The organism is Rheinheimera sp. A13L, from assembly GCF_000217935.1.
Taxonomy (GTDB): Bacteria; Pseudomonadota; Gammaproteobacteria; order Enterobacterales; family Alteromonadaceae; genus Pararheinheimera.
The window spans coordinates 62,800-88,323 of record NZ_AFHI01000067.1 but is presented as its reverse complement, the minus strand read 5'-3'; the positions used below and the strand labels follow the sequence as shown (position 1 = coordinate 88,323).

The following is a 25,524-nucleotide window of genomic DNA, read 5'->3' as shown; positions in this document are numbered from 1 at the left end:
ACAATCAACGGAACCAGGCTTTTTATGTCTCACAAAAATCCCATCATTGCGGTCACAGGCTCCTCAGGTGCTGGCACAACCACTACTATGAGTGCCTTTTCCCATATATTCCGCAGCCTTGGTATTGATGCCGGTTTTGTTGCAGGGGATTGTTTTCACAAATACAGCAGACCAGAAATGGATCTGGAGATCCGTAAAGCCAAAGAGCAAGGCAAACATATCAGCTATTTTGGTGCTGAAGCCAACGACTTTGCCGCGCTTGAGTCTCTGTTCTCCAGCTATGCCGAAACAGGCACAGGTAAAGTACGGCAGTATTTACATACCTTTGATGAAGCCGTGCCTTACAACCAACTGCCTGGTACTTTTACGCCATGGCAGGATTTAAGACCCAATACCGATCTGTTGTTTTATGAAGGCTTGCATGGCGGTGTGGTGACAGAAGAAAACAATGTAGCCCAACATGTGGATTTACTGATTGGCATGGTACCCATAGTCAACTTAGAGTGGATCCAGAAAATTATCCGCGACACTTCAGAACGGGGTCATAGCCGTGAAGCTGTGATGTCGAGCATAGTGCGTAGCATGGATGACTATGTGAATCAGATCACGCCGCAGTTTTCACGCACTCATATCAACTTTCAGCGGGTGCCTACAGTCGATACTTCTAACCCCTTCAGTGCTAAAGATATTCCGTCTTTGGATGAGAGTTTTGTGGTGATCCGTTTTCGCGGTATTAAGCATGTCGACTTCCCCTATTACCTGCAAATGATCAATGGCGCTTTTATGTCACGGGTCAATACATTGGTTGTGCCGGGAGGAAAAATGAATTTAGCCATGGAGCTGATATTAACGCCCTTGGTAGAGCAGCTGATTATTAAACGTCGTCAGGCCAGGGGGCAGATTAACTGGCTAGAGTAGATACCCTTCGTACTTGAAGCCGCAGCTTTGTTGCCTGCAAGCTCTCGCCCCAGTAATTCTGAAAATACCCGCCAGACATGACTGGCGAGTTCTCGCGTCAATCCAATTGCACATAGGACAACTATGCTCCTGGGGTCTCACGCTCTTGTCGCCTCCCTGCAACTCCAATTACTTTGGGTATAAAAGGGGCTAATCACATTTTTAAATGCTTATTCCATTTCCGGTAAATTACGACCGTAAAAAATTTCCCGCATTTCGCGTTTCACTTTTTTATTGATGACTTTGCGTTGTGTGTCATCCAGTTCACCCACACCAGTACCAAACAGATAGTTGTTTAAATCATACTCTTTGAGCATCATTTTGGTATGGAACAGGTTTTCCTGATACACATTCACATCCACCATCTGGAAAGCATTTTTGGTCTGCTTGTCCATAAAGTTCTGAATAGAATGAATAGGATGGTCGATATAGTGTTTCACGCCATTCACATCACGGGTAAAACCACGGACACGATAATCTATGGTTACTATGTCCGACTCAAAGCTATGGATCAGGAAGTTCAGCGCTTTCAGTGGTGAAATTAAACCACAAGTTGAGACTTCAATATCAGCACGGAAGGTGCAGATCCCATCCTGTGGATGTACTTCAGGATAGGTGTGCACACAGATGTGGCTTTTATCTAAGTGAGCCACCACAGAGTCTGGCAATGGACCAGGGTTTTCTGAATTATCCGGAGAACCTTCAATAGGTTCTTCACTAACCAGAATAGTCACACTTGCCCCTTGAGGGTCGTAATCCTGCCGGGCAATATTTAAAATGTTTGCGCCTATAATATCCACCACTTCGCTCAGGATATCGGTCAGACGGTCTGCATTGTATTGCTCGTCTATGTAGGAGATATACTCCTGACGATGTTGCTCAGTTTGGGCATAACAAATATCGTAAATGCTGAAACTCAGGCTTTTGGTCAGGTTATTAAAACCATGCAGTCTTAGTTTTTCAAAAGGTTTAACCACGTCTTCTTACCTCAATAGTCAGAGCTGCAATTCAGTATAGAACAGCTGCACCGATGCAATCTTTATTCAGCCACGGGCTGTACTTCAGATTGTTTCACACTAAAAGAATGAGTCACTTCAACGCTTTGTGACAACATAATAGACACTGAGCAGTACTTCTCAGCCGACAGATTCACCGCCTTTTCCACATGTTTTTCGCTGACGTCAAAGCCTGTTACCACAAAATGCAGATGAATTTTACTGAAAACACGAGGAATAGTTTCTACACGTTCGCCAGTTAAGATCACTTCACAATCAGTGACTTGCTGCCGGGCTTTTTGCAAAATACTAACGACGTCCACCGAAGAACAGGCACCCGCTGCCATCAACACCATTTCCATAGGACTTGGGGCAGCACTGCCTTCTTTGTGAGCATCAAACACCACATTATGACCACTGTCAGAGCGGCCAATAAACGTCTGGTCACCGGCCCATTTTACACTGGCTTGCATAGAAGATCCTGTTGTCCGTAGTAAAGAGTGGCTATTTTACGGAAAACAGTCAGATGAGGCTAGTTAAGATTAATCCATCAACGCAGCAACAGCTGTATCAAACAGATTTTTAATCAATAAAGATATTTCCTGAATAAGTTCTGTTTGCTGTTCAGTCGCTGGCTCTTCCAGTACAGAAGCTAATACTTCCTGAAAGTCATACAAGATGCCGTCCACTTCGCGCACTATCATGCTGCGATGATTCATCTCAAGTTCGGTATGCTGAGTACAGAGCTGAATAATTTGTTCAGCAATGGATTCTTCCAGCACTTCTCCCAGAGTTTTAGCGCCGGCGACGACCGGTCCTCGTTGTTCAAACAGCGACAAATGTTCAGTCAGAAACTGGATCAGATGCTCGTAGCCGGGTTTATCAGTTACCATACAAAAGGGACACCTATAGTGCACAACACTGGATACAGGACTTTATCTGCGCTTGACCAAAAAGCCCAGATAATTTGCCGATAAGTGAATGTCATTTAAGCAAATTTTGTTTGATAAAACAAATCGGGGCATAGCCCCGATTAAAATAAAACCTAAAAAAACTGACTTAGTCAGGATCAGAAGCTTAAACCAGGTGACAACTGTTCTGGTAACTGCAACTGTTCAAGCTCTACTGAAGCAACCGGATAAGCACAATAGTCTGCCGCATAATAAGCACTGGCTCTGTGGTTGCCGCTGCCGCCTATGCCACCAAAAGGGGCCGCAGAACTGGCGCCTGTAATAGGCCGGTTCCAGTTCACTATGCCTGCGCGGACTTTGCGGAAAAACAACTGATACAAGTCTTCATCATCCGACAATAAACCGGCAGACAAACCAAAGCTGGTATTATTGGCCGCTTTAATCGCATCGCTGAAATCAGCAAAACGGAACACTTTTAACAAGGGGCCAAAATGCTCTTCATCCGGCATAGTGCTGATAGCACTGCAGTCCAGAATTCCAGGACTTAACATAGCCGGGCTTTGTGGCTGCTGCTGCATAGCCAACAACACCTTTGCGCCTCGCTCTATTAAATCCTGCTGCGCTTTGAGCATACCTAAAGCTGCTTTTTCAGAAATTAAAGTGCCCATAAAAGGCTGTTCAACATCATCGTACAGCCCCACTTTCAGAGCTTTAGTCACCTCAAGCAAACGAGCCAGTATCGCATCGCCTTCCGCACCTAGCGGCAAATACAAGCGGCGTGCGCACGTACAACGCTGGCCTGCGGAGATAAAAGCCGATTGAATAATGTCATGCACTGCTGCATCTATATCTTTCACTTTCTGGACGATAAGAGGGTTGTTGCCCCCCATTTCCAGGGCCAAAATTTTATGCGGCTGACCAGCAAACTGTTGATGTAAATAATGACCTGTACCAGAGCTGCCGGTAAAAAATAAACCATCAATACCAGGGTGGCTGGCAATAGCTTTACCTGTCTCAATTTCACCTTGCAGTAAATTCAGCACACCAGCAGGTAAACCGGCTTTTTGCCACAACTGCACTGTCAGTTCTGCTACTTTTGGTGTCAGTTCGCTGGGTTTAAATACCACTGTATTGCCCGCCAATAAAGCCGGCACTATATGACCATTAGGTAAATGACCTGGGAAGTTGTAAGGACCAAACACAGCCACTACCCCATGAGGCTTGTGGCGGATCCAGGCTTTACCCTGTGGCATAGGGTTTTCTTTCACCCCTGTTCTTTCCTTATAAGCACGGGCAGAGATATCGATTTTGCCAATCATAGCCGCTACTTCAGTGCGGGTTTCCCATAAAGGCTTGCCTGTTTCTTCTGCAATACACAAAGCGAATTGTTCTTTGTGTTCTGTCAGCTGCGCGGCAAAAGCACGGGCTATCTCTAAACGCGCATCAAAAGTTAACTCGCTCCAGTCTTCAAAAGCCGCTCTGGCAGCCTCTATGGCACTGTTGACCTGAGTGGCGTCTGCGCTTTGGCCTTGCCAAATCAGCTGTTGTTTGGCCGGGTTTAACGAAGAAAATAAACTGCCAGCACCTTGTTGCCACTGACCATTAATAAATTGCACTGCTAATTCTGTCATGATGTCCGTCCGTTAAAGATTAAATCCGGGCTAAACGCACCCAGTCGCCATTGGTGACCTGCAATAAATCAGCACAGTCCTGAGGCAGAATCACTACCTCGCTGTTTTCATCAACATGCAGTTGCAACCAGGTCGCTCTGAAGTCTTCCAGCTTAGTGTTAGACACCATATAAGGCAGACCACTTGTCACAGTACCAATCTGCACCTGCAGCTTGCGGCTGCCGCGCACAGTGCGGATATGCTCCACTTTGGCTTCGACCGTTGGGCCTGCATCAAAAATATCGACATAACCTGTATTGGAAAAACCTTCTGATTGCAGTAAGGCCAAAGCCGGACGGGTTTTTTCATGCACTTTGCCAATCACAGCCTGAGCTTCTTTACTCAATAAACTGACGTAAATAGGGTATTTTGGCATCAGCTCAGCAATAAACACCTTCTGGCCTATGCCGGTCAGGTAGTCCGCTGTCGGGAAATCCACAGAAAAAAAGCTGTCCTGCAGCCATTTCCAGAAGGGTGAATGACCATCTTCATCCGACACACCACGCATTTCTGCAATGACCCTGTCGGCAAAACGCGAGCGGAATTCAGCAATAAATAAAAAGCGGAATTTGGATAACAAACGGCCATTATTTTGTTTGCGGCAGGATTCACGTAAAAACAGCGTACAAAGCTCAGAGACCCCTGTGTAGTCGTTACACAAAGTCAGAATATCCACAGGGTTATAAACCCCTAAGGCTCTGGAGGTATGCACTACTTTACCCAAATGATAATGGTAAAACGCATCTTCCAGCCCTACTGCGGCTTCAATAGCACTGGTCCCCACCACTGCTGCAGTTTCTGTATCTTCCAGTACAAAGAGATAACCTTCATCGCCTGGCTTATCGACCTTTTTGGCAAAGGAGGCTTCAGATCTGCTGATCTTACGCTGTAACAACTCATCATTGACGGGCAACGAAGTAAAGCCATGACCTGATTCGACAGCAATATCGTACAGTTCAGGATAATCTTCGGCTCGGATTGGGCGAATGACCATCATAGTCGCTTACTCCAGTTATTTTGCTTCAGAGCGCCTTTGAAAAGGCGCTTCATTTTTTGCTTTATTGTTATGTAGTCAAACAGTGTACAGAAGCTAAATTCAGCCTTGTTTCACTTGGGCTACTGCTTTTTCAAAACGTTTCATGCCTTCGATAATATCTGCTTCAGGGATCACTAAAGAAGGAGCAAAACGCACCACATCCGGGCCTGCCACTAAAGCAAATAAGCCCTGATCAGCGGCAGCAAGGAAAAAGTCACGTGAACGGCCTTTAAACTCGTCGTTTAACACAGCACCTAACAACATGCCCTGACCACGTACAGTACTGAACACATTGTGTTTTTCGTTGATAGCAGCCAGCTCACGACGGAACAACTGTTCGCGCTCCAATACACCATTCAGAACTGCTGGTTGGTTGATGGTATCCAAAGCGGCTTCAGCTACAGCACAAGCCAATGGGTTGCCACCATAGGTGCTGCCATGAGTGCCTACTTTTAAATGACTGGCGATAGCTGTAGTGGTCAGCATAGCGCCCACCGGGAAACCACCACCTAAAGACTTGGCTGTGGTCAAAATGTCAGGCACTACATTGCTGTGCATATAGGCATAAAGTTTACCAGTACGGCCAACACCGGATTGCACTTCGTCATAAATCATCAGCGCATTGAATTGATTACATAAATCACGCACGCCTTGCAGGAATGCAACCTCACCCGGAATAATACCGCCTTCCCCCTGCACTGGCTCTAAAATGACCGCACAGGTGTTGTCAGACATCAGCGCTTTTAAGCTTTCGAGGTTGTTGTATTCTGCATGGTCAATAGCACCTGGCTTAGGGCCAAAACCATCTGAATAGGCAGCCTGGCCACCTACCGTGACAGTGAAAAAGGTACGGCCGTGGAAGCTTTTACCAAAAGAGATAATTTGTTGTTTTTGCGCACCAAAGTTATCCAAAGCCCAACGACGTGCCAGCTTTAAAGCAGCTTCATTGGCTTCAGCGCCTGAGTTAGCAAAATAAACTTTTTCAGCAAAGGTACTATCGACTAACTTTTGCGCCAGACGAATAGCAGGCTCGTTGGTCATCACATTACTTAAATGCCATAACTTGTCGGCTTGTTCTTTTAAAGCAGACACCAATGCCGGATGGCAATGACCTAAGGCGTTTACTGCTATACCACCAGCAAAGTCAACGTATTCACGACCCGCCTGATCCCAGACCCGGGAGCCTTGACCACGGACCGGAATAATAGGTGCCGGTGCATAGTTTGGAACCATCACTTCATCAAATAAAGCACGGGTGACCTGAATATGTTCTGCCATTTTTTACCTCTGCTGCAATAAAAGTCCGCTGTTTACTCTGGTCAAATTTTCAGTAAAAAACAGCAAACGGAAAAAGATGCTTCACCGCATTATTACAGATAAAAAATGAAAAGTCTTGCTGTCAGAAGGGCCAAAAGCCTTGAAAAATAAGGCTTCCAGATAGTTTTGCATAGGATGTGAATAACTAGCTATTTGCTTTCTTCAGGAAACAGAGCAGAAAAACACAGAGGAACGAATGGCCCTGTTGATCTGCTCTGCCTTTTGACTCTACAGAAGTGCTGTTGAAAAAAACTGCATGTTTATTGACTAATTTTTTTGAAATTATTCAAAAGACAGCTTTTTCAGGTCAAGTTGGGACAACATTTTGCGCATTTCGTTATGAACGCCTGCGTCGTTTAACGCTTTATTGGCTTCTTCTACATCCAGTCTCTGCTCATTCACCAGAAACTTTACCTGCACATAAGTATTGGCTTGTTTGACCACACGGGTTAAATCACTGCAACTGCTTAACGGCGTATCATCCGCAATTTGATCCAGAATAGCGGCCAATGGCATACGTTTTAACTGCCAGCGCGCTATTAGATCCGCACTGATAATAGCGGCAAATTCTTCAATGCTGCTGGATAAAAAGCCTGCGTCAGCATCTAAAGCTTCTAAAGCATCGGTCAGTTCATTATCGCGGGCATCACGGGCTCGTAATAACTCAGTACGTTTCACCTGAGCATAACTGCGTAAGTAGTTGCGGATCACCACCATATGGCCCATGGTCTGGAACATAGCAGCACAAAAAGCAACAAAACCATTTAAGCCCTGTGCATTGGCAATCTCACGGGCAGCTATAGCTGTGGCCAAAGAGTATTCCCATATTTTGACTTTAAATTGCGCAAAAGGGTCTGTGGAATGCGGGATACAGTGCCGGAACGCATACACAGGAACCAAGGCCTGTAACGCTTCGATGCCAAGGAATCTTAATGCGGTTTTAATATCCTTTACCAAATTGCCTGAGCTGGTTTTATTACGATAACGAGGCTGGTTGACTAAACGCAGCACATCTTCCTTCATCCATTCCACATTACTGATCAGTGGATCCAACTGGTTTAAGGTGACGGCTTTTGCACTTAAAGCATCAATTAATGCCGGGAAGTTGGGACCTAAATCAAATAATGAACTGCTGACCACTTCGATGCTGCTCAGGCGTTGCATCAATTCCTGTGCAACTTCGTCGTGCAGATGCGCCTGAGTAAAGTCGAGGAAGATTTTTTTGGCGTTTTCACCAGACTGGCGGGCTTCGAGTGCTTTACGTTCGACCTCCAGCATAGGACGCTGTTCATTGGTGCTTTGCTGGTTTTTTAAATAACGTAAACGCTTCTGATTAGGATCAACACCAATCAGATTATCAATAAACAGCTGCTCCAGAGAGGAGAAAGAAGACAAAGACATAACTACCCTTTACTTTGTGTGTTTACACACCTTATTTATCCATTATTGTTCAGGCCTTTGCACAATGTCAGAAAGTTCTGCAATAACTGATGACCTTGCTCAGTTAATATCGCCTCGGGATGAAATTGCACCCCATGCACAGGCAACTTTTTATGCGACAGAGCCATAATTTCCGGCTGTTCTGCTTCAGTCCAGGCTTCAATACTAAAGTCATCCGGCACTGAATGACGATCAACAACCAAAGAGTGGTAGCGTGTTACATTCAAAGGGTTATTCAACCCCTGAAATAAGCCCCGCTCTTTATGTTTAATCAGCGAGTTTTTCCCATGCATCACAGTTTTAGCCCGCACCACTTTAGCACCAAAAGCCTGAGCTATCGCCTGATGGCCTAAACATACCCCTAAAATAGGAATTTGTCCTGCAAAATGCTGAATAGCTGCGAGTGAAATTCCAGCCTGATCAGGACTACAAGGACCAGGGGAAATCACCAGGCAGGAGGGCCGGATCGCAGCTATTTGAGTCAGACTGATTTCATCGTTACGCCTTACCAGTACCTGCTCCCCTAATTCAGCAAAATACTGAACTAAATTGTAGGTAAAAGAATCGTAATTATCTATCAATACAATCATAACAATCCGGCTTTTATAATACGATGTCGCAACTTAACCCTAATTAATTTAGGCAGGTAACACAAAACCAACAGCCTCATACACTTTTTCAAGTGTTACTGCAGCGCGGGATCTTGCTTGTGCAGCACCTTGTTTTAATACCTGATTTATCAGTGTCTGATCCTGGCGAATTTCATGGAATTTCGCTTGTACAGGTTCTAATAAGGCAATGACAGCATCCGCCACATCACCTTTTAAGTGACCGTACATTTTGCCTTCGTACTCAGCCACCAGACTGTCAATCGACTGACCAGTCACACCACTTAATATGCTCAGCAAGTTAGCCACACCCGCTTTGTTTTCCAGATCATAAGCCACACGAGGTGGATCTTCAGAATCCGTCATAGCCTTTTTGAATTTCTTGCTGATCATCTTCGGATCTTCCAGCAGACCAACAAAATTCCACGGATTCTCATCCGACTTGGACATTTTTTTGGTGGGTTCCTGCAAACTCATCACTCGTGCAGCCACACCAGGAATATAAGGTTCAGGCACAGTAAATACATCGCCGTGCAAGGCATTAAAGCGGCTGGCAATATCCCGGGCTAATTCAAGATGCTGTTTCTGATCATGGCCTACAGGAACCTGATTCGCGTTATACACCAGAATATCGGCCGCCATCAGCACAGGATAAGTAAATAAACCGGCATTGACGTTATTGTTGTGACGTTCAGATTTATCTTTAAACTGCGTCATGCGGCTTAATTCACCAAACTGGGTGTAGCAATTTAAAATCCAGTTCAGCTGGCTGTGTTCTGGCACATGAGATTGCATAAACACACTGGAACGGTTTGGGTCTATGCCGCAGGCCAGATACAAGGCCAGACTGTCGAGTGAAGCGTTACGCAGCGCAACAGGGTCCTGACGTACGGTAATGGCATGCAAATCCACAATACAGTACAAACAATCGTAGTCATCCTGCATTCTGTCCCATTGACGCAAAGCCCCCAGATAATTTCCAATAGTGAGCTGGCCTGAAGGCTGAGCACCACTTAAGACTATAGGTTTAGCTGTTGGGGTATTGGATTTTGACTCTGACATCTATCTTTCCTGTTCTAAACAACAAATGGCATCTGGTAACAAGGAGAAAGACTCCAACACCAGATCCGGCTGACTTTGTGCAATGGATTGGCCGTGATTATACCCATAGCTCAGCGCAATGACAGGCATACCAGCAGCCCGGGCCGCAAATATATCGTTTTCGGAATCCCCAACCAACAAAATGTCGGTAACTGGCAGCTGTTGCTGAGCCGCCAAAGCCAACAACATCTGTGGATCAGGTTTAGCTTTGTCGACATCATCAGCACACCAAATCGCTTTAAAGAAGTGCTGAATGCCTAAATGCCGCAACAAAGGTTCGGTAAATTGCCGTGGTTTATTGGTGACTACAGCTAAAGGATACAGCAGACTTAACTGCGCCAATACTTCGGGCACCTGGTCAAATAAACGGGTCTGTGAGCCATTGCTTTGCTGGTAAAAGTCTATAAACAGCTGCTGAGCCTGGTTAAACTCAGTGCTATCACAATGTTCGGGTTCAAGCTGGCCTGTTAATGCTCTTTTAATCAACATCGCCATGCCATTGCCCAGCCAATGCTGCACCTGAACCAGACTGACCTGCTCTTTGCCAAGTGTTGCCATCATCTGATTTAACGCAGGTAAAATATCCGGCGCGCTGTCTGCCAAAGTGCCATCTAAATCAAAAGCTAACAATTGAAAAGGACGCACTAATTCACTCCGGCCAGCTCAGCACGCATCTGCTCAATCACCTTCTGGTAATCACTCTGACTGAAAATGGCAGAGCCAGCCACAAAGGTATCAGCACCTGCTTCTGCAATGTCGCGGATGTTCTCAACTTTAACGCCACCATCAACTTCCAGCCGGATTGGCAAACCGCTTTGGTCAATGATCTGCCGGGCTTGTTGCAGTTTCTTTAAGGTAGCAGGAATAAAAGACTGACCACCAAAACCAGGGTTGACCGACATCAGCAGCACCAAATCGACTTTATCCAGCACATAATCCAGGTAACTTAACGGAGTTGCCGGATTAAACACCAGGCCGGCTTTACAACCCTGTTGGCGGATTAGCTGCAAAGTACGATCAACGTGTTTAGATGCTTCAGGATGAAAACTGATGATAGAAGCCCCGGCCTCTGCAAAAGCAGGCACCAGGCTGTCCACATTTTCGACCATCAGATGCACATCCACAGGAGCTGTGATGCCATAGTTGCGTAAAGCGCTGCAAATCATAGGGCCAAAGGTCAAATTTGGCACATAGTGATTGTCCATCACATCAAAATGCACAACATCAGCCCCGGCATGCAGAACCCGGGCGACATCCTCACCCAAACGGGCAAAATCTGCAGATAGAATTGATGGAGCAATCCAGTTCTGTTGGCGCATTTTCTCTCCAAAAAGCTGTTGTCATAAAGCGAGGCCCAGACTTTACTGAATCGCTGAGGAAAAATCATCTTTGTTGACAAGGTCTTCTGCACAAAAAGCAGGCAATAACGCACCGTTTTTGCACATTATTTAGCAAAGCCCCCAGTATCAAACTACTATCTATATGATTTATATATGAATAAAGCACTGGCATAAAAAATGGACTGTATTCACGGGAACTAATAGATAAGGGCAAATAAAATGACAAAAAAAGTAACACTGGGATCAAAAGCAACACCTAATACAATTCGCCTTAGCCTCGCGGCTTTACTGATCGCGGGCAGCAGTTTTGGTGTGAATGCGGCCACCCTTTCAGGTAACGTGGCCTTTACCTCAGATTATTTATTCCGCGGTATTTCGCAAACGGATGAAGGCCCTGCAGTTCAGGGTGGCTTTACTTTAAGTGGAGAATCTGGCTTTTATGTGTCGGCCTGGGGTTCAAATATCAAGTTTGGTGAAGGTAGCATGGAGCTTGACATTCTGGGCGGTTGGACTGGCGCTTTAAATGAAAGCTGGAATGTGGATGTAGGTGTTATGCAGTACCGTTATCCAAAAGGCGATAACGATGTAGACCAATTTGATTTCTTCGAAGGTTACGCCAAGTTTTTTTATGACAGCTGGACTTTAGGTGTCGCTTATTCGCCGGACTATTTTGGTACTGATGTAAACGACTACTACTACTTATCTGCTGATTACAAGTACCAGATGGCTGAGAATTTTGCCATTGATCTGCATTTTGGCTACAACGTCTTTGAAGACGCAGAGGAATTTTCCACCTTTTTAGCTGCTGGTCCTGTAAGTAAAGATACTTACCTCGACTGGAGTCTAGGCTTCAGTACAGAAGTCTGGGGTGCTGGCGTATCGCTGAAGTATGCAGACACTGATATCGAAGGTTCTGCAGAATGCGATTTATGTGATGGCCGTGCCGTATTGACCTTAAGTAAATCCTTCTAATCTGTCCTTGCAGGGCAAATCCACAATTTTGCCCTGCTTTCCCTTCGATTTCCGCAAAAAACACGACTAAAAGTGACTTTTGTCACTGGCTGGCCAAGTTATAAACTTGTAACTTGTTCTCAACTTGAGTATCATCCAGCACATAATTCAACCAGTTGAGGTTCGTATGAAACAGCAAGCAAACCGCAAAATAGTGTCCGCTCTGGCCATTAGCTTGTGTCTTGGTGTTGTGGCCTACCAACATAAAGATTCAACCACTGAATTATGTCAGGCCTCAGTTCAGGCTGATCCCGCTAAACCATTGGCTATTACGTCATTGTGTCAACCTTCTCAGCAAAGCTGGTTTAGTTGGTTACAAGGCAACAGCCGCTCCACTCAATTTCACTTTGTTGACTTACTTGAGTTACTGAACCGTTTTAACCAAAGAGGGTAAAATGGCAAAAGCTCCGGGCTTTAAGCAGGTACTCAAAGCCGTATTCGGTGCTATTGTTGGGGTTCAATCTGAGCAACAACGTCAACAAGACTTTCAGACAACAAGCATCTGGCCTTATTTAGTGGCAGGAATTTTTGCTGTGGTTATTTTTATTGGGTTATTGCTGCTGTTGGTCAGTTGGGTCGTCGAAGGCTGAGCACTGCTTGCATATAAAGCAAAAAGCTCTGCGACTTTGCCTCGTGTTGCACCTTTTTGACTGATAGAACGCCCGACCTGAATAGAGGTCAACTCTGCTTTCTCATATAACTTACGGGTTAAAATAGTGTCGTGATTACTGATCACAACGCTAATACCACGGCTCTGGCAATTTTCGGCCAGATTCGCCAGTTCTGCCTGATCATCCAAATCAAAACTGTTTTTAGCATAGGACGTAAAGCTGGCAGTGCGGCTCAGTGGCACATAAGGTGGATCACAATACACTACTGCAGGTGCTTTAATGTGTTGCATCAGCTTGTTGTAATCCATACAAACAAACTTTGCTTTTAACGCTTTTTCCGCAAAAAACCATAATTCAGCTTCGGGGAAATACGGCTTTTTATAGCTGCCAAAAGGCACGTTAAATTTACCACTGCTGTTGTAACGGCATAAACCGTTGTAGCCATGACGATTCAGATACAAAAATAACAAGGAACGCTGATAACTGTCCGTACTTTGATTAAACTCTTCCCGAAATGACAGATAGCTGCTTTTTTCATTACTGCTTTGGACAAATAGCCCTCTGGCATCGGCAATAAATTCAGCGGGCTGAGTTTGCAACAACTGATACAGGTTGATCAGATCCGCATTGATATCATTCAGCAGGTACTCCGGATAATCCGTGTTCAAAAATACTGAACCGGCTCCGACAAAAGGTTCGACCAACAAAGGTGCCTTTGGCAGCTGCAGAGAAATGGCGTCTACTAAATTATATTTTCCGCCAGCCCATTTCAGAAAAGCTCTGGATTTTTTCAGCATAAGTAAAGCACCTGTGCGCTCTGCGGTTGTATCACTTTAGTTCGCATTGGCTGAGCGGATCTCACGCTGAATATCACTTAAAGGCTTCACAAATGGGGTTTGTTGTCTTAACTCTTCAGGTAAAGACTTCACTTGCTGCCTGGCAGCACCACCATTCACATAAGAAGCAGAAACCACAACAAACTGAGTTTTACCTTGCTGCTGACGTTGATACAGTTGCAAGTTTAAGGTCGAATATTGCTGTAAAAATTTCTTCGCCGCAGCTTCCTGCGAAAAGACACCCAGTTGAATAGCGACAGTGTCTGGCAGCATCCCCAACAATACAGCAGCATCGTATTGAGTTGAGGTTTGGGCTGCTGGGGAAATTTGTCCGGCATCAGCCGCCATTTCCGCAACTAAATCATTTTGCCCGGCTGCAGTTTCAGTTGAAGTCTGAACTGGCGCCTGAACAACAGGGAGCTCTGCTGCGGCTTCAGGTTCAACGAACACAGCGTCTTCACCTGGTGCAGGTAACGCAGGGATCACGGGCTGCTCACGCATAGGCACAGATTCAATCGTCATAGAGACTATTTGTTGTTGCGGCAAACCGTTGTCATCTTTAGCCACTTCCCGGCGCTCTATCATGCTGGCAGCATCAGTGTTTCTTTCCATCGCCATTTGTGGCAAGCCCTGATCAGCAACCACTGCTTGCGCTGTGTTTGCTGCTGCAGAATGATTTACCGCAGCAGTGGACTGGGCTGGTATCTCTGCTTTGATTTCTACTGTAGGCTCAAAATGACGATCCGCTTGCAGGCGCGCTGCAGCACTGGTATCCGCCGCTGGATAATAAGGCACCATATCAGCAGCAATAGGCTCCCTGAACTGTTGCTCAGTCCACAACCAGAACATCACCACAGCAGCAATCAAACCAAAACCCAGGCTCATAACTAAAAATGGTGAAAAAAACTGACCTGAAGCCTGCTTTGCAGGTTTTTTTTCTTCCACAGCGCGACTGCGATAATCACTGCGTTGTTCGTTTTCTATTGAAAAGGATGGCTGCTCTTCTGCTGTATCTGTAGCACGAAGTCCCAGCGGGTCATCCCTGTCATTTAAATCAAAACTATGATCTCTGGCTCCGGCCACAAAAACAGGAGCAGCGTTCTCTTCCCTGGCTGTAAAATCCAGCGATGAAGCAGCGGCTTCTGCTTTGGGTTTAGAGAAAATAGCAGCTTTACGAGGGGAACTGGCATTCAGACCATGCAGCAATAGATGCAAATCACCGGCACAATCTTCAATACGTTCGCGTTGCTCACGGCCCTGTAAATGATAGGGAGCTAACAATTCAGCGGCTTCTTCTTCAGTGAATGCCGGAATATTCATCGCCAGACGAATATCATTTTTAGCCTTGAGGCTACTGATAAACACGCTGACTGGCAGTTGCTGAACAAGCAGCCAACTGGCTTCGTTTAATTGATCTGCATCGTCCACCAGCAACAGGTATTGTTGTGATTTATCCAACTGAGCCACAAAGTCCGTCAAAGTGCGGGGCATAGCTGCAGAGCCAAGCCATTGTTGCTGAAGTACTTTTAATACATCAACAGGGGTCAGACTGGCATCAGCCTGTAACAAAGCCAGATTAAACTGCTCAGAGCAAATTTCAGCCAGCGTCAGGATCAAGGTAGATTTTCCACTACCGCTTGACCCCACCAGTTGTAAACGGTCAGGCTGATTAAATTCCAGCTGCAACAGCAAACGTTGCAGTAACTGACGTTGGGTACCTAAAAGGCCTGATTGTTGCGTTAAACGCTGTTGCAGAGCTTGTTTACTCATATGCTGAAGAGAGCCATTAGTTCTTGTTCGGTCACATCATCGACTATTGCGCTTTGCCCTAATGCGGTGGGCACGATAAAGCGCATTTTGCCTGCCTGTACTTTTTTATCGGTTTTCATATAAGGCATAAAATCTGCAATTTTCATCTGCTCTGGCGGCGCCACAGGCAAATCAAAGGCAGATAACAATTGAATTATACGTTGTAATTCTTCAGTGTTGACATCACCACGGCTGACGGCCAGTTGTGCTGCCATCACCATACCCACAGCCACAGCTTCGCCATGTAACCAGTGTCCATACCCTAAAAAAGCTTCAATGGCGTGACCAAAGGTATGGCCTAAGTTTAATAAAGCCCGTTCACCTTGTTCTGTTTCATCACGGCTGACAATGTCCGCTTTCATCTGACAACAATGGCGGATCATTTCGCCTACGACGGCAGGCTGAAGTTCACGGATAGCCTGTTGATTTTGTTCCAGCCAGTGAAAAAAGGTCAGGTCGCTGATCAGTGCATACTTAATGACTTCTGCCATACCTGCGGCAAATTCTGCAGCAGGCAGCGAACTTAAGACAGAGGTATTGATCAGCACCAGATCAGGTTGCTTAAAAGCGCCAATCATATTTTTACCTAAGGGATGATTGACTGCGGTTTTACCGCCCACTGAAGAGTCTACCTGGGACAACAAAGTGGTAGGTACCTGAATAAAACGCACCCCCCGCTGATAACAGGCAGCGACAAAACCAGTCAGATCGCCAATCACTCCGCCCCCCAAAGCCACCAGTAACACATCACGGTTGATTTTGTGTTCAAGCAAAAAGGACATCACCTGCTCAAAAGAGCTCAGGGTTTTATAGGCTTCACCATCAGGTAAAATAAAGGAGTGCACAACAGAGTTGGGAAATAATGCAGTGACAGCAGGCAAATAAAGCCCTGCAACCACTGGATTAGAAATAATTACTACCTGACGGGCTTGAGGTAAAAAATCCGTCAAAGGCTGAGCAAATAACTGGGGACTGATCAGGATAGGGTAGCTGCGCTCTCCAAGTTGTACTGCAACTTTTTGCATACACAGCTCTCCTTAATATCCCTGAAAAGTTATCTCAAACTAGAAACCAAGTTGTTCAACGATTTGATTCGCTACTGAACGGGCACTTTGTTCGTCTGTACGTACGGTAAAGTCAGCAATCTCTTCATACAGAGGATTACGCTCAGCCGCCAGACGTTCCAGCACCTCTTTAGGTGCCTCTTCGGTTTGTAACAACGGACGTCTTTTGTCACGTTGAGTACGGGCCACTTGTTTCTCTATAGGGGTTTCTAAATAAACCACTATGCCACGCGCGGATAAACGGTTGCGGGTTTCTTTGCTCAGCACTGAGCCACCACCAGTCGCCAGTACTATGCCTTGTAACTCTGTTAAGTCCGAGATCACGTTTTCTTCGCGAACACGGAATCCCTCTTCGCCTTCCAGATCAAATACCCAGGCTATATCTGCACCAGTGCGGCGTTCAATTTCCTGATCTGAGTCGTAGAATTCGAGATGAAGCATGTCTGCTAAATGACGGCCAATTGTACTTTTGCCTGCACCCATTGGGCCTACCAGGAAGATATTGCGTTTTTCTGCCATAGTTCGTAATGCTGCTGCGCTAACTTAGAAGGTTAATTTCAGGACCCGAAAGCTCCCACGAAAATTTGAAGCGGTGAATTATGTCAGCAATCAGCTTGGCTTGGCAAGCGAATTTTCTGCCGGAGCCTGCGTCAGCTCCGGCCTTGCTTTACGTCATGCTACAGGCTTTCGGTCAGTATTTTTGGAGTGACAAAGATTAGTAATTCAGTTTTCTCATTAAAGTCATTGCGGCGCTTAAATAAATTACCCAAATAAGGGATATCGCCAAACACCGGAACTTTGGAGGTGGTATTGGTCATCTGCTGCTGGTAAATGCCGCCTAAAACCACTGTAGCGCCATTATCGACCAGCACCTGGGTCTGGATGCGCTGCGTGTCTATCGCCTGCGCTGGGCCATTACCAGTCGACACAGTTTCACCACGGGTATCCTGAGTGATCTCCAAATCCAGAATAATTTTATTGTCCGGCGTAATTTGTGGGGTAACTTCAAGGCTTAATACCGCCTTTTTAAAGGTCACTGTAGTAGCGCCGCTGCTGGATGCTTCCAGATAAGGAATTTCAGTACCCTGCTCTATCCTGGCTTTTTTCTGATTCGCGGTAGTAATACGGGGGCTGGCAATGATTTCGCCCTTGTTTTCCTGCTCCAGCGCTGACAACTCCAGATCCAGTAAAGTACCATCGGCGAATTTAGTGACATGAAAAGCTATACTGCCAGCCGGATTCGCTACAGGTAAATTCACATTCCATCTGTCATTGAGCGCAGGCACAGTGCCACCTGCCAAATTATTGGCACCTGGTGCGTTACCTGACCAGGCTCTGTCATTTTGCTGATCACTAAAACCCCAGCGTAAGCCTATTTCATCCCGCACATTATCTTTGACTGTCACCATACGGGATTCAATCAGCACTTGTTTCACAGGCACATCCAGTCGTCTGAGCAAGCGACGCACACTTTCAATAGTGGTTGCGGTATCTTTCACCAGTAAGGTATTGGTTCTGTCATCCACAGCCACATTGCCACGGGCAGATAACAAAGTGGCTTCTTTGTTATTTAACAAAGCAGCAATATCCGCAGCTTTGGCATAGTTAATAGGCAGGAATTCAGAAATTAAAGGTTCAAGCTGCTCCACCTGTTGCTGAGCCTGCAGCTCTTTGGCTTCACGGGCAGCCAGTTCATCTGAGGGCGCTATCATCAAAATATTGCCATCCATACGTTTATCCAGACCCCGCACTTTCAGCACTATATCCAGCGCCTGATCCCAGGGAGTGCCGTCCAGTCTTAAGGTGATATTGCCTGTGACTGAGTCGCTGGTCACCAGATTAAAGCCGTTGTAATCCGCAATAATCTGCAACACGGTACGAACCGGAATATCCTGAAAATTCAAAGAAATAGCTCGCCCAACGTACTGAGCAGTTGCAGCTGACTGCTGCTGATCCGCAGCACGTTTTTGCACCACCAGATGAAACACCTGATCGATTTGCTGGTAGCTGTAGGTGAACGAATCGAGCGTTGCAATCACCAGCCTGGCTTTGCTGCCTTCACGGAAAGTTTCTATGCCTTTGACCACAGTGGCAAAATCCAGCACATCCAGTTGATACAGTAACTCATCACTGATTTGGGTATCATGAAAATCCAGCTGGATCTGGCCATTTTGTTCAACCACATCCACAGCAGCTGAATTTTGCTGCAGAAATACCAGAACCTTAGCTTCGCCTTGTTCTCCACGCCGAAAATCTATCGAATCAATTTCATTAATAAAGTCTGTACTTTGTTGTGCTGAGGTGTAAAAAGCCAGCGCAGCACAAAACAGGACTATCACTTTATTGACGTGGAAGAGCCTGGAGCTTGTTTTAATTTTTATCATCATTCAGCACGCTCAGTTAGTTTCGGTTGCATCAGCGGACGCATTCAACAATTGCAATTTGCTATTTCTCTGCACAGTGCAACCACTGCCATCAGGAATAAATTCGGTAATTTCAATATAGTCTGGCTTTACAGCAATAACCTTGCCATGAAATAACCCTAGCCGGTCATTGATACTGATCCTGTGCAAACTTTGATCCGAAGCTTCAATCAAAGCCCACAGCTGCTCGGCATGGCCCAAAGTGCCGCGCATTTTTAAGTTGTCTACCGCGAATTGTTCCAAGGCGTGTTTTTCGCGCTGATTATCCAGTTGGACACAACCGGGCTGATGTACAGGCAATTGGTTGTAAGCCTCTGGCGAAGGCAAACTAAAAGGACTGCGTAAGTCGGAACTGGTGTAGGGCAAGTGCTCAAAAGCTTTGACCGGTGGCAGAGGCGGAATTTTGGCGCTGGTGCTTGCTTTCACGTCCGCCATAAACTGTTCAATATCGGCTGTGTCATCAAAACATCCGGTTAAACACAAGGTACAAAAGAGCAGAAATAAAGAAACTAATTTCATTTTTTCAGCTCCTTGTATCTATAGGTTTTAGCAATAACACTAAAACTTTGTTTACCATCTTCCCTGCTTTGGATCACAAAATCATGCAGACTGACAATACGGGGTAATTTGGCTATTTCACTGACAAAATTTCCGATCTGATGGTAATCCCCTATCACTTCTATCTGAATTGGCAATTCGGTATAAAACTCTTTCTCAATTTCCGGCATCCAGTTAATACGGACAAAAGTTAAACCCACAGAAGTGCCGGCAAAAGTAATATCATCCAGCATGCCAGGGGTTTCATGGGTTGCTGGTAATTGTTTTAATAAGGTGGAAAAGGTTTTTTCCATTTCCAGCATTTGTTCCTGATACAACTCAAGATTGATCGCCTTGCCATATTTACTCTGGTAATCCAGCCTCAGTTCCAGCTCTTTCTGCTGGGCGGCCTCAAGGTTGGTTACCTGAGTTTCAATCAGAAAAAAGTAGCTCAGCAGCATTACGCTAAAGGCAACAACCAAAGCCAAGGCAATTTTTCCGGCTTTGGGCCAGGCGCCCATATCGTTAAAATCAATTTCTGATAAGTCGATGTCGGACAAGTTAATGTTCAGGCTCATTTGCTTGCTCCGGTTTTAGCGGCAGCGGCATCAGGCGGTAATGGCGGAGGTTCAGCCCCAACCAGACCTAAATGCATTTTAAAATCACTCAATAAGCCACTATCCTCTTTACTGGCCTGAATAAATTCCAGCACAGGTTGATTCAGCAAAGGGGATTGTTCAATTACCCGCAGTAAGCTGGATAATCTGTTATTCGACTCACTTTTTCCAACTACAAGTAACCTGTTGAATTTTTTATCTAAAGACACCAGGTACACCCCTGCAGGTACGGTTTTAGCCACTTCATCCATAATTTGGGTGCCCAGATTTCTGCTGCGTTGTAACTGCTCAATCAGTGACATACGCTGCTGCAACCCCGCTTTTTGTTTTTCCAGCTCACTGATTTGGGCTATACGTTGATCCAACGTCTGAATTTCTGTTTCCAGCAATGCATTACGACTGAGCTGCCCTTCCACGCGAGCCTGATACAGCCAATAGACAAAAAACATCAACACAAAAGCCAGCACGGCCACCTGAGCCAACAGGGTCAGATAATTCAGCTGTTGTTGTTTGCGCGCGGCTTCTCGCCATGGCAGCAGGTTTATTGATGCCATGAGTTAAAACTCCGTAACGCTAAGCCTGTCGCGATCATCAGGCAAGGGGCTTTTTCAGTCAGTTCCTGACGATTAAGGTCCGCCGCTAATTCCATATGACGAAATGGATTGGCTAGCACAGTCTGAATAGCCAGCTCGTCACTGATCAATTTGTCTATACCATCCAGCAAGCTGGTGCCGCCACTGACCAGTAAATAATCCACCTGCTCTTTGCCGCTTGTGGTCAGGTACATCTGAATAGCACGGCGAATTTGTTGCAACAACATGGTCTGAAAAGGAGCCAGTACTTCAAAACTGTAGCTAGGGGGCAAGTCAGCCAGAATTTTTGCCTGCTCTGCTTCTTCATAGGTTTTATTGTAGTAATTCATAATGCTTCGGCTGTAATGCTCGCCACCAAAGGCAATATCTCTGGTATAAAGATTTTTATCGCCCTCCACTATGCTCAGTAACGTCATAGTGGCGCCTATATCCAGCACAGCCACCACTTTCTCTGCTGCATCTTCAGGCAACTGATCAAGACAGAGTTCAGCGGCCCGGCTTAAAGCAGAGCTTTCAACATCGATCACTTTGGCGGTAAATCCTGCAGATTCCAGGGCTGTAACCCTGGCCTGAACACTTTCGGTGCGGGCTGCACTCAAAAGCACATTGACCTTGCTTGGGTCTGTTTCATTGGCTTCCAGCCGCTCGAAGTCTAAACTGACTTCATTCAGCGGGTATGGAATTAAACTATCGGCTTCCAATTCAATCTGACGTGCTAATTCAGCGTCTGTTAAACTGGCATCCATAAAAATTACTTTACTGATCACCAAGGAACCTGACACAGCAGCTGCCGCATACTTAATTGATTTATCTATCTTTTTCCTGATATTTAATAAAGCATGGGCCACAGCTTCAATATCCTGAATTTCACGATCCACCATAGTGCCTTTCAGCATAGGTTCTATTGCAAAGGCTTCTACTTTATAATGCTGGTTGTGTTGGCTTAATAACACAGCTTTTACAGCATGTGAGCCAATATCGACCCCTAACATTAAGGTTTTTTTGTTTGAAACAGCTGCTTTAGCATAGCGTCCTGTACACAGGTCAATGATTTATATTGAACTTCTGTCAAGAGCTTAGTCGTTTCATACAAGATTGCGTAGGGTCAGCAAACAGCTTTTTGAAAAAAAACAGACTAGCAGTCCCGCTAGATCCGAAAATATACATTGAGGTTAATCAGTGTCGTGGTTTAAAAAACTAATCATTCTGGTGATTGCAGGCGTTTTTTCCGTTGTAGCTACAGTTGCGGCGAGTTATTGGTATGTCAAAGATGACCTGCCAAGTGTGGCTACATTAAAAGATGTAAAGCTGCAAACGCCTATGCGTGTCTTTAGTCAGGACGGTGAACTCATTTCACAATTTGGTGAAAAACGCCGTATTCCATTGAAACTGGAAGAAATGCCTGATTTGCTGCTCAAAGCGGTGCTGGCCACGGAAGACAACCGTTTTTATGAACATCCTGGCATTGATGTGATTGGTATGTTCCGTGCTTTTACTGTGGTCGCTATGAGCGGTGAAGCCCGGCAGGGTGCCAGTACTATTACTCAGCAATTGGCTCGTGTATTTTTCCTGACCCGGGAGAAAAAGCTGATCCGTAAAATTAAAGAAATCTTTTTAGCTTTACGTATTGAACAGGAACTCACCAAAGACGAAATTCTTGAACTCTATTTAAACAAAATTGAGTTGGGTCATCGCTCTTTTGGTGTGGGTGCTGCAGCTCAAGTGTATTTTGGCAAAAACATTCAGGATTTAACTTTATCTGAAATGGCTATTATTGCCGGTTTACCCCAAGGCCCTTCAGTATTAAATCCGGTACGTTCACCAAGCCGCGCACGAGCCCGCCGTAATATAGTACTGGGCCGTATGCTGAATGAAGGGTATATCACTCAGGCTCAGTATGACGAAGCGCTGCAGGAACCTATTTTATCCAAACTGCATGGCGCTCAGATTACCGCATCAGCGCCTTACATCGCCGAAATGGTGCGTCAGGAAGTGGTCGACAAATTTGGCGAAGAAGAAGCTTATTCCAAAGGTTTTCAGGTATTTACCACTGTAGATTCTAAATTACAGGGCAAAGCTGTAGCTGCAGTGCAAAAAAATGTCGTGGGTTATGACGAGCGTCATGGCTACCGTGGACCTGTCGCCACTTTATGGCAGGCCACAGCCCAACCTCAGGAAGATGGCTCAGTTAAATTTGCTGAAACAGAACCTATGACAGATGAAGCTATTTTGGCTTATCTGGATACACAACATGGTCTGGAAGATTTAGTTCCGGCCGTGATTACCGGAGTTTCAGGTCAGCAGGCCGAAGCTATTTTATCCGGAGGTCGTAAAATCACTCTGCCATGGCAAGGGTTAAACTGGGCCAGGGCTTTTATCAGCCATGACAGACAAAGCCATCCACCTAAAGCTGCAGCTGATGTATTAGCTCCAGGTATGCATGTGTTGGTGCGCCCTGATGCAGGCGAATGGCGTTTAGGCCAAATTCCAGGAGTCAGTGGGGCTATAGTGGCCATCAATCCTAAAGATGGTGCAGTGCAGGCATTAGTTGGTGGTTACAGCTTTGCAATGACACAGTTTAACCGCGCTACTCAGGCCAATCGTCAGGTAGGTTCTAACATCAAGCCTTTTATTTATTCTGCTGCGCTTGAAGAGGATTTAACGCTGGCGACCTTAATGAACGACGCGCCTATTCATCAATGGGATGAAGGCTCAAATCAGGCATGGCGGCCAAAAAATTCTCCTGAGGTGTATGACGGCGCTATCCGTATTCGTGAAGCTTTAGCCAAATCAAAAAACGTGGTCGCAGTGCGTTTATTACGGGCCGTGGGTATAGAAAACACCCGCCAGCACCTGACTAAATTTGGATTCAGAGAAAAAGATCTGCCGCACAGTGAAACCCTGGCTTTGGGTTCTGCGTCCTTAACTCCGCTGGAATTGGCGACAGGTTATGCGGTATTCGCCAACGGCGGTTTTTTAGTCAAGCCTTATGTGATTACCAAAATTCTGGATGATCAAAACAACCTGATTTACGAGCATATTCCTGTGCCGGTTTGCGCTGAATGTGAACAACAGGATTTGGCAGCCAAAGCGGCGGCCGAACAAGCGGCAAAAGAAGCTGCAGCTTTGGCAGAAAACGCAGATCCTGAAGCTTTGTTAGAAGCAACTTTCGCAGAACAAACTACAGCAACTGAAGCCACTGCAGCAGAGCAACCAGAGGTCAAAGTTCCGGCTTACGCTCCCAGAGTCTTATCAGCACAAAATGCCTTTTTAATTGCTGACGCGCTGAAAAGTTCTATTTGGGGTGGCGGCGACTGGAAAGCAGGCACTGGCTGGCTGGGTACTGCTCACAGATTACGAGAGCTAAAACGACAGGATTTAGCAGGTAAAACAGGTACCACCAATGATGTAAAAGACGCCTGGTTCTCAGGCTTTTCACCTGAACTGGTGGTGACTTCATGGGTAGGTTTTGATGACGCTGAAAGCCGCTTAGGTAAAACCGCCTGGAATAATAATTTAGGCAAAGATCAAATAGCTGGTGGTGAATCCGGAGCTAAAACCGCTTTACCTGCCTGGCAGGAATTTGTTGGATTTGCGTTAAAAGATAAACCACAAGTATATATACAGCCACCTGTGGGCATCACCTCAGTACGTATTGATCTGAAAACAGGTTTATTAACTCAGGCGACAGATAACAGCAGTGGCTTCGAGTTTTTTAAACAAGGTACTGAACCCAAAACTTATGTGAATTCCTCAGTGCAACAATTGCCAACTCAAAATAACCAGCAACAACAGGACGAAATAGAACTGTTCTGAGCTAGTCTCAGTTGATTTGTTGTCGTCCAGGGCCGCTTTTTAGCGGCCTCTTTTTTTACCTTTTGCAACTTAGTCTGAATTTTCCGCTGTGAAATAAGTCTGAGAAGAACTAACGGCAATTCAAGGACTTCTATTTATGAATACCAAAGGCTTATTGGACCAACTGCTAAAAGCAGGCTCAGATCTGATGCAACAAAAATCATCACCACAAAGTTCTTTTCCCTCTTCAGCGACTTCCTCAGTCAGCAAACTCATGTCTGGCTTTGGTGGCGGAGCCTTATCAGGTGGAGCTTTAGCTTTGCTGCTCGGTTCAAAACAAGGCCGAAGTCTGGGAGGAAAAGTTATTACTTATGGCGGTTTGGCTGCTTTGGGTGTACTGGCTTACAAAGCTTATGGTAACTGGCAACAACAAAACAAAGGGACAGTGGATCAACATGAGCCTCAGACAGTGGATCGTTTACCTGCAGCAGAGGCGGAACAACACAGTAACGCTATTCTAAAAGCGCTGATTGCTGCGGCGAAAGCCGACGGCCATATCGATCAGCAGGAACGTGAATTGATCGACAGAGAAATAGCCAAACTGACGTCGGATTTAAGCCTGCAGCGCTGGTTTGATCAGGAACTGGCCAAGCCACTGGACCCTGCCGAGATAGCAAAAGCAGCGACCACACAGGAACTGGCTGCGGAGATGTATCTGGCCAGTTTATTGGTGATCAATGAACAAAACTATATGGAAGGAGCTTATTTGCAGGAGTTAGCACGCCAGCTCAAACTGCCGGTTGAACTCAAAGCTGAATTGGAGTTTCAGGCGAAGCAGGCCCTTTCTCAATAA

General features: G+C 45.8%; 26 protein-coding genes. 6 read left to right on the top strand and 20 right to left on the bottom strand.

Annotated features, from left to right (window positions below):
- The first annotated feature begins 24 nt into the window (after positions 1 to 24).
- Positions 25 to 918 (top strand): phosphoribulokinase, encoded by an 894-nt coding sequence (locus tag RHEIN_RS18380; protein ID WP_008900484.1) that lies wholly within the window; start codon positions 25 to 27, stop codon positions 916 to 918.
- A 209-nt stretch (positions 919 to 1,127) separates the two neighbouring features.
- Here the strand turns inward: RHEIN_RS18380 and speD are convergent, their stop codons facing one another.
- The 11 genes from speD to rpe all read right to left on the bottom strand — a co-directional run bounded on the left by speD (position 1,128) and on the right by rpe (position 11,354).
- Positions 1,128 to 1,934 (bottom strand): adenosylmethionine decarboxylase, encoded by an 807-nt coding sequence (gene speD, locus RHEIN_RS18375; protein ID WP_008900483.1) that lies wholly within the window; start codon positions 1,932 to 1,934, stop codon positions 1,128 to 1,130.
- Positions 1,935 to 1,996: 62 nt separating this feature from the next.
- Positions 1,997 to 2,425 carry an OsmC family protein gene (locus tag RHEIN_RS18370; protein WP_008900482.1) on the bottom strand — a complete coding sequence of 143 codons (429 nt, stop codon included), beginning with the start codon at positions 2,423 to 2,425 and terminating at the stop codon, positions 1,997 to 1,999.
- Positions 2,426 to 2,494: 69 nt separating this feature from the next.
- Positions 2,495 to 2,845 (bottom strand): DUF3802 family protein, encoded by a 351-nt coding sequence (locus tag RHEIN_RS18365; protein ID WP_008900481.1) that lies wholly within the window; start codon positions 2,843 to 2,845, stop codon positions 2,495 to 2,497.
- Between the two features lie 176 nt (positions 2,846 to 3,021).
- Positions 3,022 to 4,494, bottom strand: a complete 1,473-nt coding sequence (gene astD, locus RHEIN_RS18360) for a succinylglutamate-semialdehyde dehydrogenase (protein ID WP_008900480.1) — start codon at positions 4,492 to 4,494, stop codon at positions 3,022 to 3,024.
- Positions 4,495 to 4,513: 19 nt separating this feature from the next.
- Complete coding sequence (astA, locus tag RHEIN_RS18355; protein WP_008900479.1) at positions 4,514 to 5,530, bottom strand: arginine N-succinyltransferase; 1,017 nt, start codon at positions 5,528 to 5,530, stop codon at positions 4,514 to 4,516.
- Between the two features lie 99 nt (positions 5,531 to 5,629).
- Complete coding sequence (locus tag RHEIN_RS18350; RefSeq protein WP_008900478.1) at positions 5,630 to 6,847, bottom strand: aspartate aminotransferase family protein; 1,218 nt, start codon at positions 6,845 to 6,847, stop codon at positions 5,630 to 5,632.
- A 321-nt stretch (positions 6,848 to 7,168) separates the two neighbouring features.
- Positions 7,169 to 8,287 carry an HDOD domain-containing protein gene (locus tag RHEIN_RS18345; protein ID WP_008900477.1) on the bottom strand — a complete coding sequence of 373 codons (1,119 nt, stop codon included), beginning with the start codon at positions 8,285 to 8,287 and terminating at the stop codon, positions 7,169 to 7,171.
- A 35-nt stretch (positions 8,288 to 8,322) separates the two neighbouring features.
- Positions 8,323 to 8,916 carry an anthranilate synthase component II gene (locus RHEIN_RS18340; RefSeq protein ID WP_008900476.1) on the bottom strand — a complete coding sequence of 198 codons (594 nt, stop codon included), beginning with the start codon at positions 8,914 to 8,916 and terminating at the stop codon, positions 8,323 to 8,325.
- 48 nt (positions 8,917 to 8,964) lie between these two features.
- Positions 8,965 to 9,996, bottom strand: a complete 1,032-nt coding sequence (gene trpS, locus RHEIN_RS18335) for a tryptophan--tRNA ligase (protein ID WP_008900475.1) — start codon at positions 9,994 to 9,996, stop codon at positions 8,965 to 8,967.
- Positions 9,997 to 10,680, bottom strand: coding sequence for a phosphoglycolate phosphatase (locus RHEIN_RS18330; RefSeq protein WP_008900474.1), 684 nt, complete (start codon positions 10,678 to 10,680; stop codon positions 9,997 to 9,999).
- A complete protein-coding gene (gene rpe / locus RHEIN_RS18325) occupies positions 10,680 to 11,354 on the bottom strand; it encodes a ribulose-phosphate 3-epimerase (protein WP_008900473.1) in 675 nt (224 codons plus the stop codon). Before rpe ends, RHEIN_RS18330 begins: the two co-directional genes overlap by 1 nt.
- 240 nt (positions 11,355 to 11,594) lie before the next feature.
- Here rpe and RHEIN_RS18320 point away from each other — a divergent pair, with 240 nt between their 5' ends.
- The 3 genes from RHEIN_RS18320 (at position 11,595) to RHEIN_RS21480 (ending at position 12,976) form a co-directional block, all read left to right on the top strand.
- Positions 11,595 to 12,347 carry a TorF family putative porin gene (locus RHEIN_RS18320; RefSeq protein ID WP_008900472.1) on the top strand — a complete coding sequence of 251 codons (753 nt, stop codon included), beginning with the start codon at positions 11,595 to 11,597 and terminating at the stop codon, positions 12,345 to 12,347.
- 166 nt (positions 12,348 to 12,513) lie between these two features.
- Positions 12,514 to 12,780, top strand: a complete 267-nt coding sequence (locus tag RHEIN_RS18315) for a hypothetical protein (RefSeq protein WP_008900471.1) — start codon at positions 12,514 to 12,516, stop codon at positions 12,778 to 12,780.
- Position 12,781: 1 nt separating this feature from the next.
- Entirely contained in the window at positions 12,782 to 12,976 is a 195-nt protein-coding gene (locus RHEIN_RS21480; protein ID WP_083826343.1) for a DUF2970 domain-containing protein, read from the top strand.
- Here the strand turns inward: RHEIN_RS21480 and RHEIN_RS18310 are convergent.
- From RHEIN_RS18310 to RHEIN_RS18270, 9 genes are all read right to left on the bottom strand, one after another.
- Entirely contained in the window at positions 12,895 to 13,794 is a 900-nt protein-coding gene (locus tag RHEIN_RS18310; protein ID WP_008900470.1) for a Dam family site-specific DNA-(adenine-N6)-methyltransferase, read from the bottom strand. The two genes, RHEIN_RS21480 and RHEIN_RS18310, sit on opposite strands and share 82 nt — an antisense overlap.
- Positions 13,795 to 13,830: 36 nt before the next feature.
- Complete coding sequence (locus RHEIN_RS20555) at positions 13,831 to 15,603, bottom strand: SPOR domain-containing protein (RefSeq protein WP_008900469.1); 1,773 nt, start codon at positions 15,601 to 15,603, stop codon at positions 13,831 to 13,833.
- A complete protein-coding gene (gene aroB, locus RHEIN_RS18300; RefSeq protein WP_008900468.1) occupies positions 15,600 to 16,667 on the bottom strand; it encodes a 3-dehydroquinate synthase in 1,068 nt (355 codons plus the stop codon). Before aroB ends, RHEIN_RS20555 begins: the two co-directional genes overlap by 4 nt.
- 39 nt (positions 16,668 to 16,706) lie before the next feature.
- Entirely contained in the window at positions 16,707 to 17,225 is a 519-nt protein-coding gene (gene aroK, locus RHEIN_RS18295) for a shikimate kinase AroK (protein WP_008900467.1), read from the bottom strand.
- Between the two features lie 158 nt (positions 17,226 to 17,383).
- Positions 17,384 to 19,093 carry a type IV pilus secretin PilQ gene (locus tag RHEIN_RS18290; protein ID WP_008900466.1) on the bottom strand — a complete coding sequence of 570 codons (1,710 nt, stop codon included), beginning with the start codon at positions 19,091 to 19,093 and terminating at the stop codon, positions 17,384 to 17,386.
- A gap of 9 nt (positions 19,094 to 19,102) precedes the next feature.
- A complete protein-coding gene (locus RHEIN_RS18285; protein WP_008900465.1) occupies positions 19,103 to 19,648 on the bottom strand; it encodes a pilus assembly protein PilP in 546 nt (181 codons plus the stop codon).
- On the bottom strand, positions 19,645 to 20,244 hold the full coding sequence (locus RHEIN_RS18280; protein WP_008900464.1) for a type 4a pilus biogenesis protein PilO: 600 nt from the start codon (positions 20,242 to 20,244) through the stop codon (positions 19,645 to 19,647). Before RHEIN_RS18280 ends, RHEIN_RS18285 begins: the two co-directional genes overlap by 4 nt.
- A complete protein-coding gene (locus RHEIN_RS18275) occupies positions 20,241 to 20,837 on the bottom strand; it encodes a PilN domain-containing protein (RefSeq protein ID WP_008900463.1) in 597 nt (198 codons plus the stop codon). Before RHEIN_RS18275 ends, RHEIN_RS18280 begins: the two co-directional genes overlap by 4 nt.
- Positions 20,825 to 21,868 (bottom strand): pilus assembly protein PilM, encoded by a 1,044-nt coding sequence (locus RHEIN_RS18270; RefSeq protein WP_008900462.1) that lies wholly within the window; start codon positions 21,866 to 21,868, stop codon positions 20,825 to 20,827. Before RHEIN_RS18270 ends, RHEIN_RS18275 begins: the two co-directional genes overlap by 13 nt.
- Before the next feature lie 187 nt (positions 21,869 to 22,055).
- Between RHEIN_RS18270 and RHEIN_RS18265 the strand changes: the two genes are divergently transcribed.
- Positions 22,056 to 24,692: a penicillin-binding protein 1A gene (locus RHEIN_RS18265; RefSeq protein ID WP_008900461.1), complete on the top strand. Its 2,637-nt coding sequence runs from the start codon at positions 22,056 to 22,058 to the stop codon at positions 24,690 to 24,692.
- 136 nt (positions 24,693 to 24,828) lie between these two features.
- A complete protein-coding gene (locus tag RHEIN_RS18260; protein ID WP_008900460.1) occupies positions 24,829 to 25,524 on the top strand; it encodes a tellurite resistance TerB family protein in 696 nt (231 codons plus the stop codon).

Bases quoted from the DNA above. Each gene is read 5' to 3' on its own strand.
- RHEIN_RS18380 (WP_008900484.1), top strand. From the start codon at position 25: ATGTCTCACAAAAATCCCATCATTGCGGTCACAGGCTCCTCAGGTGCT.
- RHEIN_RS18370 (WP_008900482.1), bottom strand. From the start codon at position 2,425: ATGCAAGCCAGTGTAAAATGGGCCGGTGACCAGACGTTTATTGGCCGC.
- RHEIN_RS18365 (WP_008900481.1), bottom strand. From the start codon at position 2,845: ATGGTAACTGATAAACCCGGCTACGAGCATCTGATCCAGTTTCTGACT.
- astD (WP_008900480.1), bottom strand. From the start codon at position 4,494: ATGACAGAATTAGCAGTGCAATTTATTAATGGTCAGTGGCAACAAGGT.
- astA (WP_008900479.1), bottom strand. From the start codon at position 5,530: ATGATGGTCATTCGCCCAATCCGAGCCGAAGATTATCCTGAACTGTAC.
- RHEIN_RS18350 (WP_008900478.1), bottom strand. From the start codon at position 6,847: ATGGCAGAACATATTCAGGTCACCCGTGCTTTATTTGATGAAGTGATG.
- RHEIN_RS18345 (WP_008900477.1), bottom strand. From the start codon at position 8,287: ATGTCTTTGTCTTCTTTCTCCTCTCTGGAGCAGCTGTTTATTGATAAT.
- RHEIN_RS18340 (WP_008900476.1), bottom strand. From the start codon at position 8,916: ATGATTGTATTGATAGATAATTACGATTCTTTTACCTACAATTTAGTT.
- trpS (WP_008900475.1), bottom strand. From the start codon at position 9,996: ATGTCAGAGTCAAAATCCAATACCCCAACAGCTAAACCTATAGTCTTA.
- rpe (WP_008900473.1), bottom strand. From the start codon at position 11,354: ATGCGCCAACAGAACTGGATTGCTCCATCAATTCTATCTGCAGATTTT.
- RHEIN_RS18320 (WP_008900472.1), top strand. From the start codon at position 11,595: ATGACAAAAAAAGTAACACTGGGATCAAAAGCAACACCTAATACAATT.
- RHEIN_RS18315 (WP_008900471.1), top strand. From the start codon at position 12,514: ATGAAACAGCAAGCAAACCGCAAAATAGTGTCCGCTCTGGCCATTAGC.
- RHEIN_RS21480 (WP_083826343.1), top strand. From the start codon at position 12,782: ATGGCAAAAGCTCCGGGCTTTAAGCAGGTACTCAAAGCCGTATTCGGT.
- RHEIN_RS18310 (WP_008900470.1), bottom strand. From the start codon at position 13,794: ATGCTGAAAAAATCCAGAGCTTTTCTGAAATGGGCTGGCGGAAAATAT.
- RHEIN_RS20555 (WP_008900469.1), bottom strand. From the start codon at position 15,603: ATGAGTAAACAAGCTCTGCAACAGCGTTTAACGCAACAATCAGGCCTT.
- aroB (WP_008900468.1), bottom strand. From the start codon at position 16,667: ATGCAAAAAGTTGCAGTACAACTTGGAGAGCGCAGCTACCCTATCCTG.
- aroK (WP_008900467.1), bottom strand. From the start codon at position 17,225: ATGGCAGAAAAACGCAATATCTTCCTGGTAGGCCCAATGGGTGCAGGC.
- RHEIN_RS18290 (WP_008900466.1), bottom strand. From the start codon at position 19,093: ATGATGATAAAAATTAAAACAAGCTCCAGGCTCTTCCACGTCAATAAA.
- RHEIN_RS18285 (WP_008900465.1), bottom strand. From the start codon at position 19,648: ATGAAATTAGTTTCTTTATTTCTGCTCTTTTGTACCTTGTGTTTAACC.
- RHEIN_RS18280 (WP_008900464.1), bottom strand. From the start codon at position 20,244: ATGAGCCTGAACATTAACTTGTCCGACATCGACTTATCAGAAATTGAT.
- RHEIN_RS18275 (WP_008900463.1), bottom strand. From the start codon at position 20,837: ATGGCATCAATAAACCTGCTGCCATGGCGAGAAGCCGCGCGCAAACAA.
- RHEIN_RS18270 (WP_008900462.1), bottom strand. From the start codon at position 21,868: ATGTTAGGGGTCGATATTGGCTCACATGCTGTAAAAGCTGTGTTATTA.
- RHEIN_RS18260 (WP_008900460.1), top strand. From the start codon at position 24,829: ATGAATACCAAAGGCTTATTGGACCAACTGCTAAAAGCAGGCTCAGAT.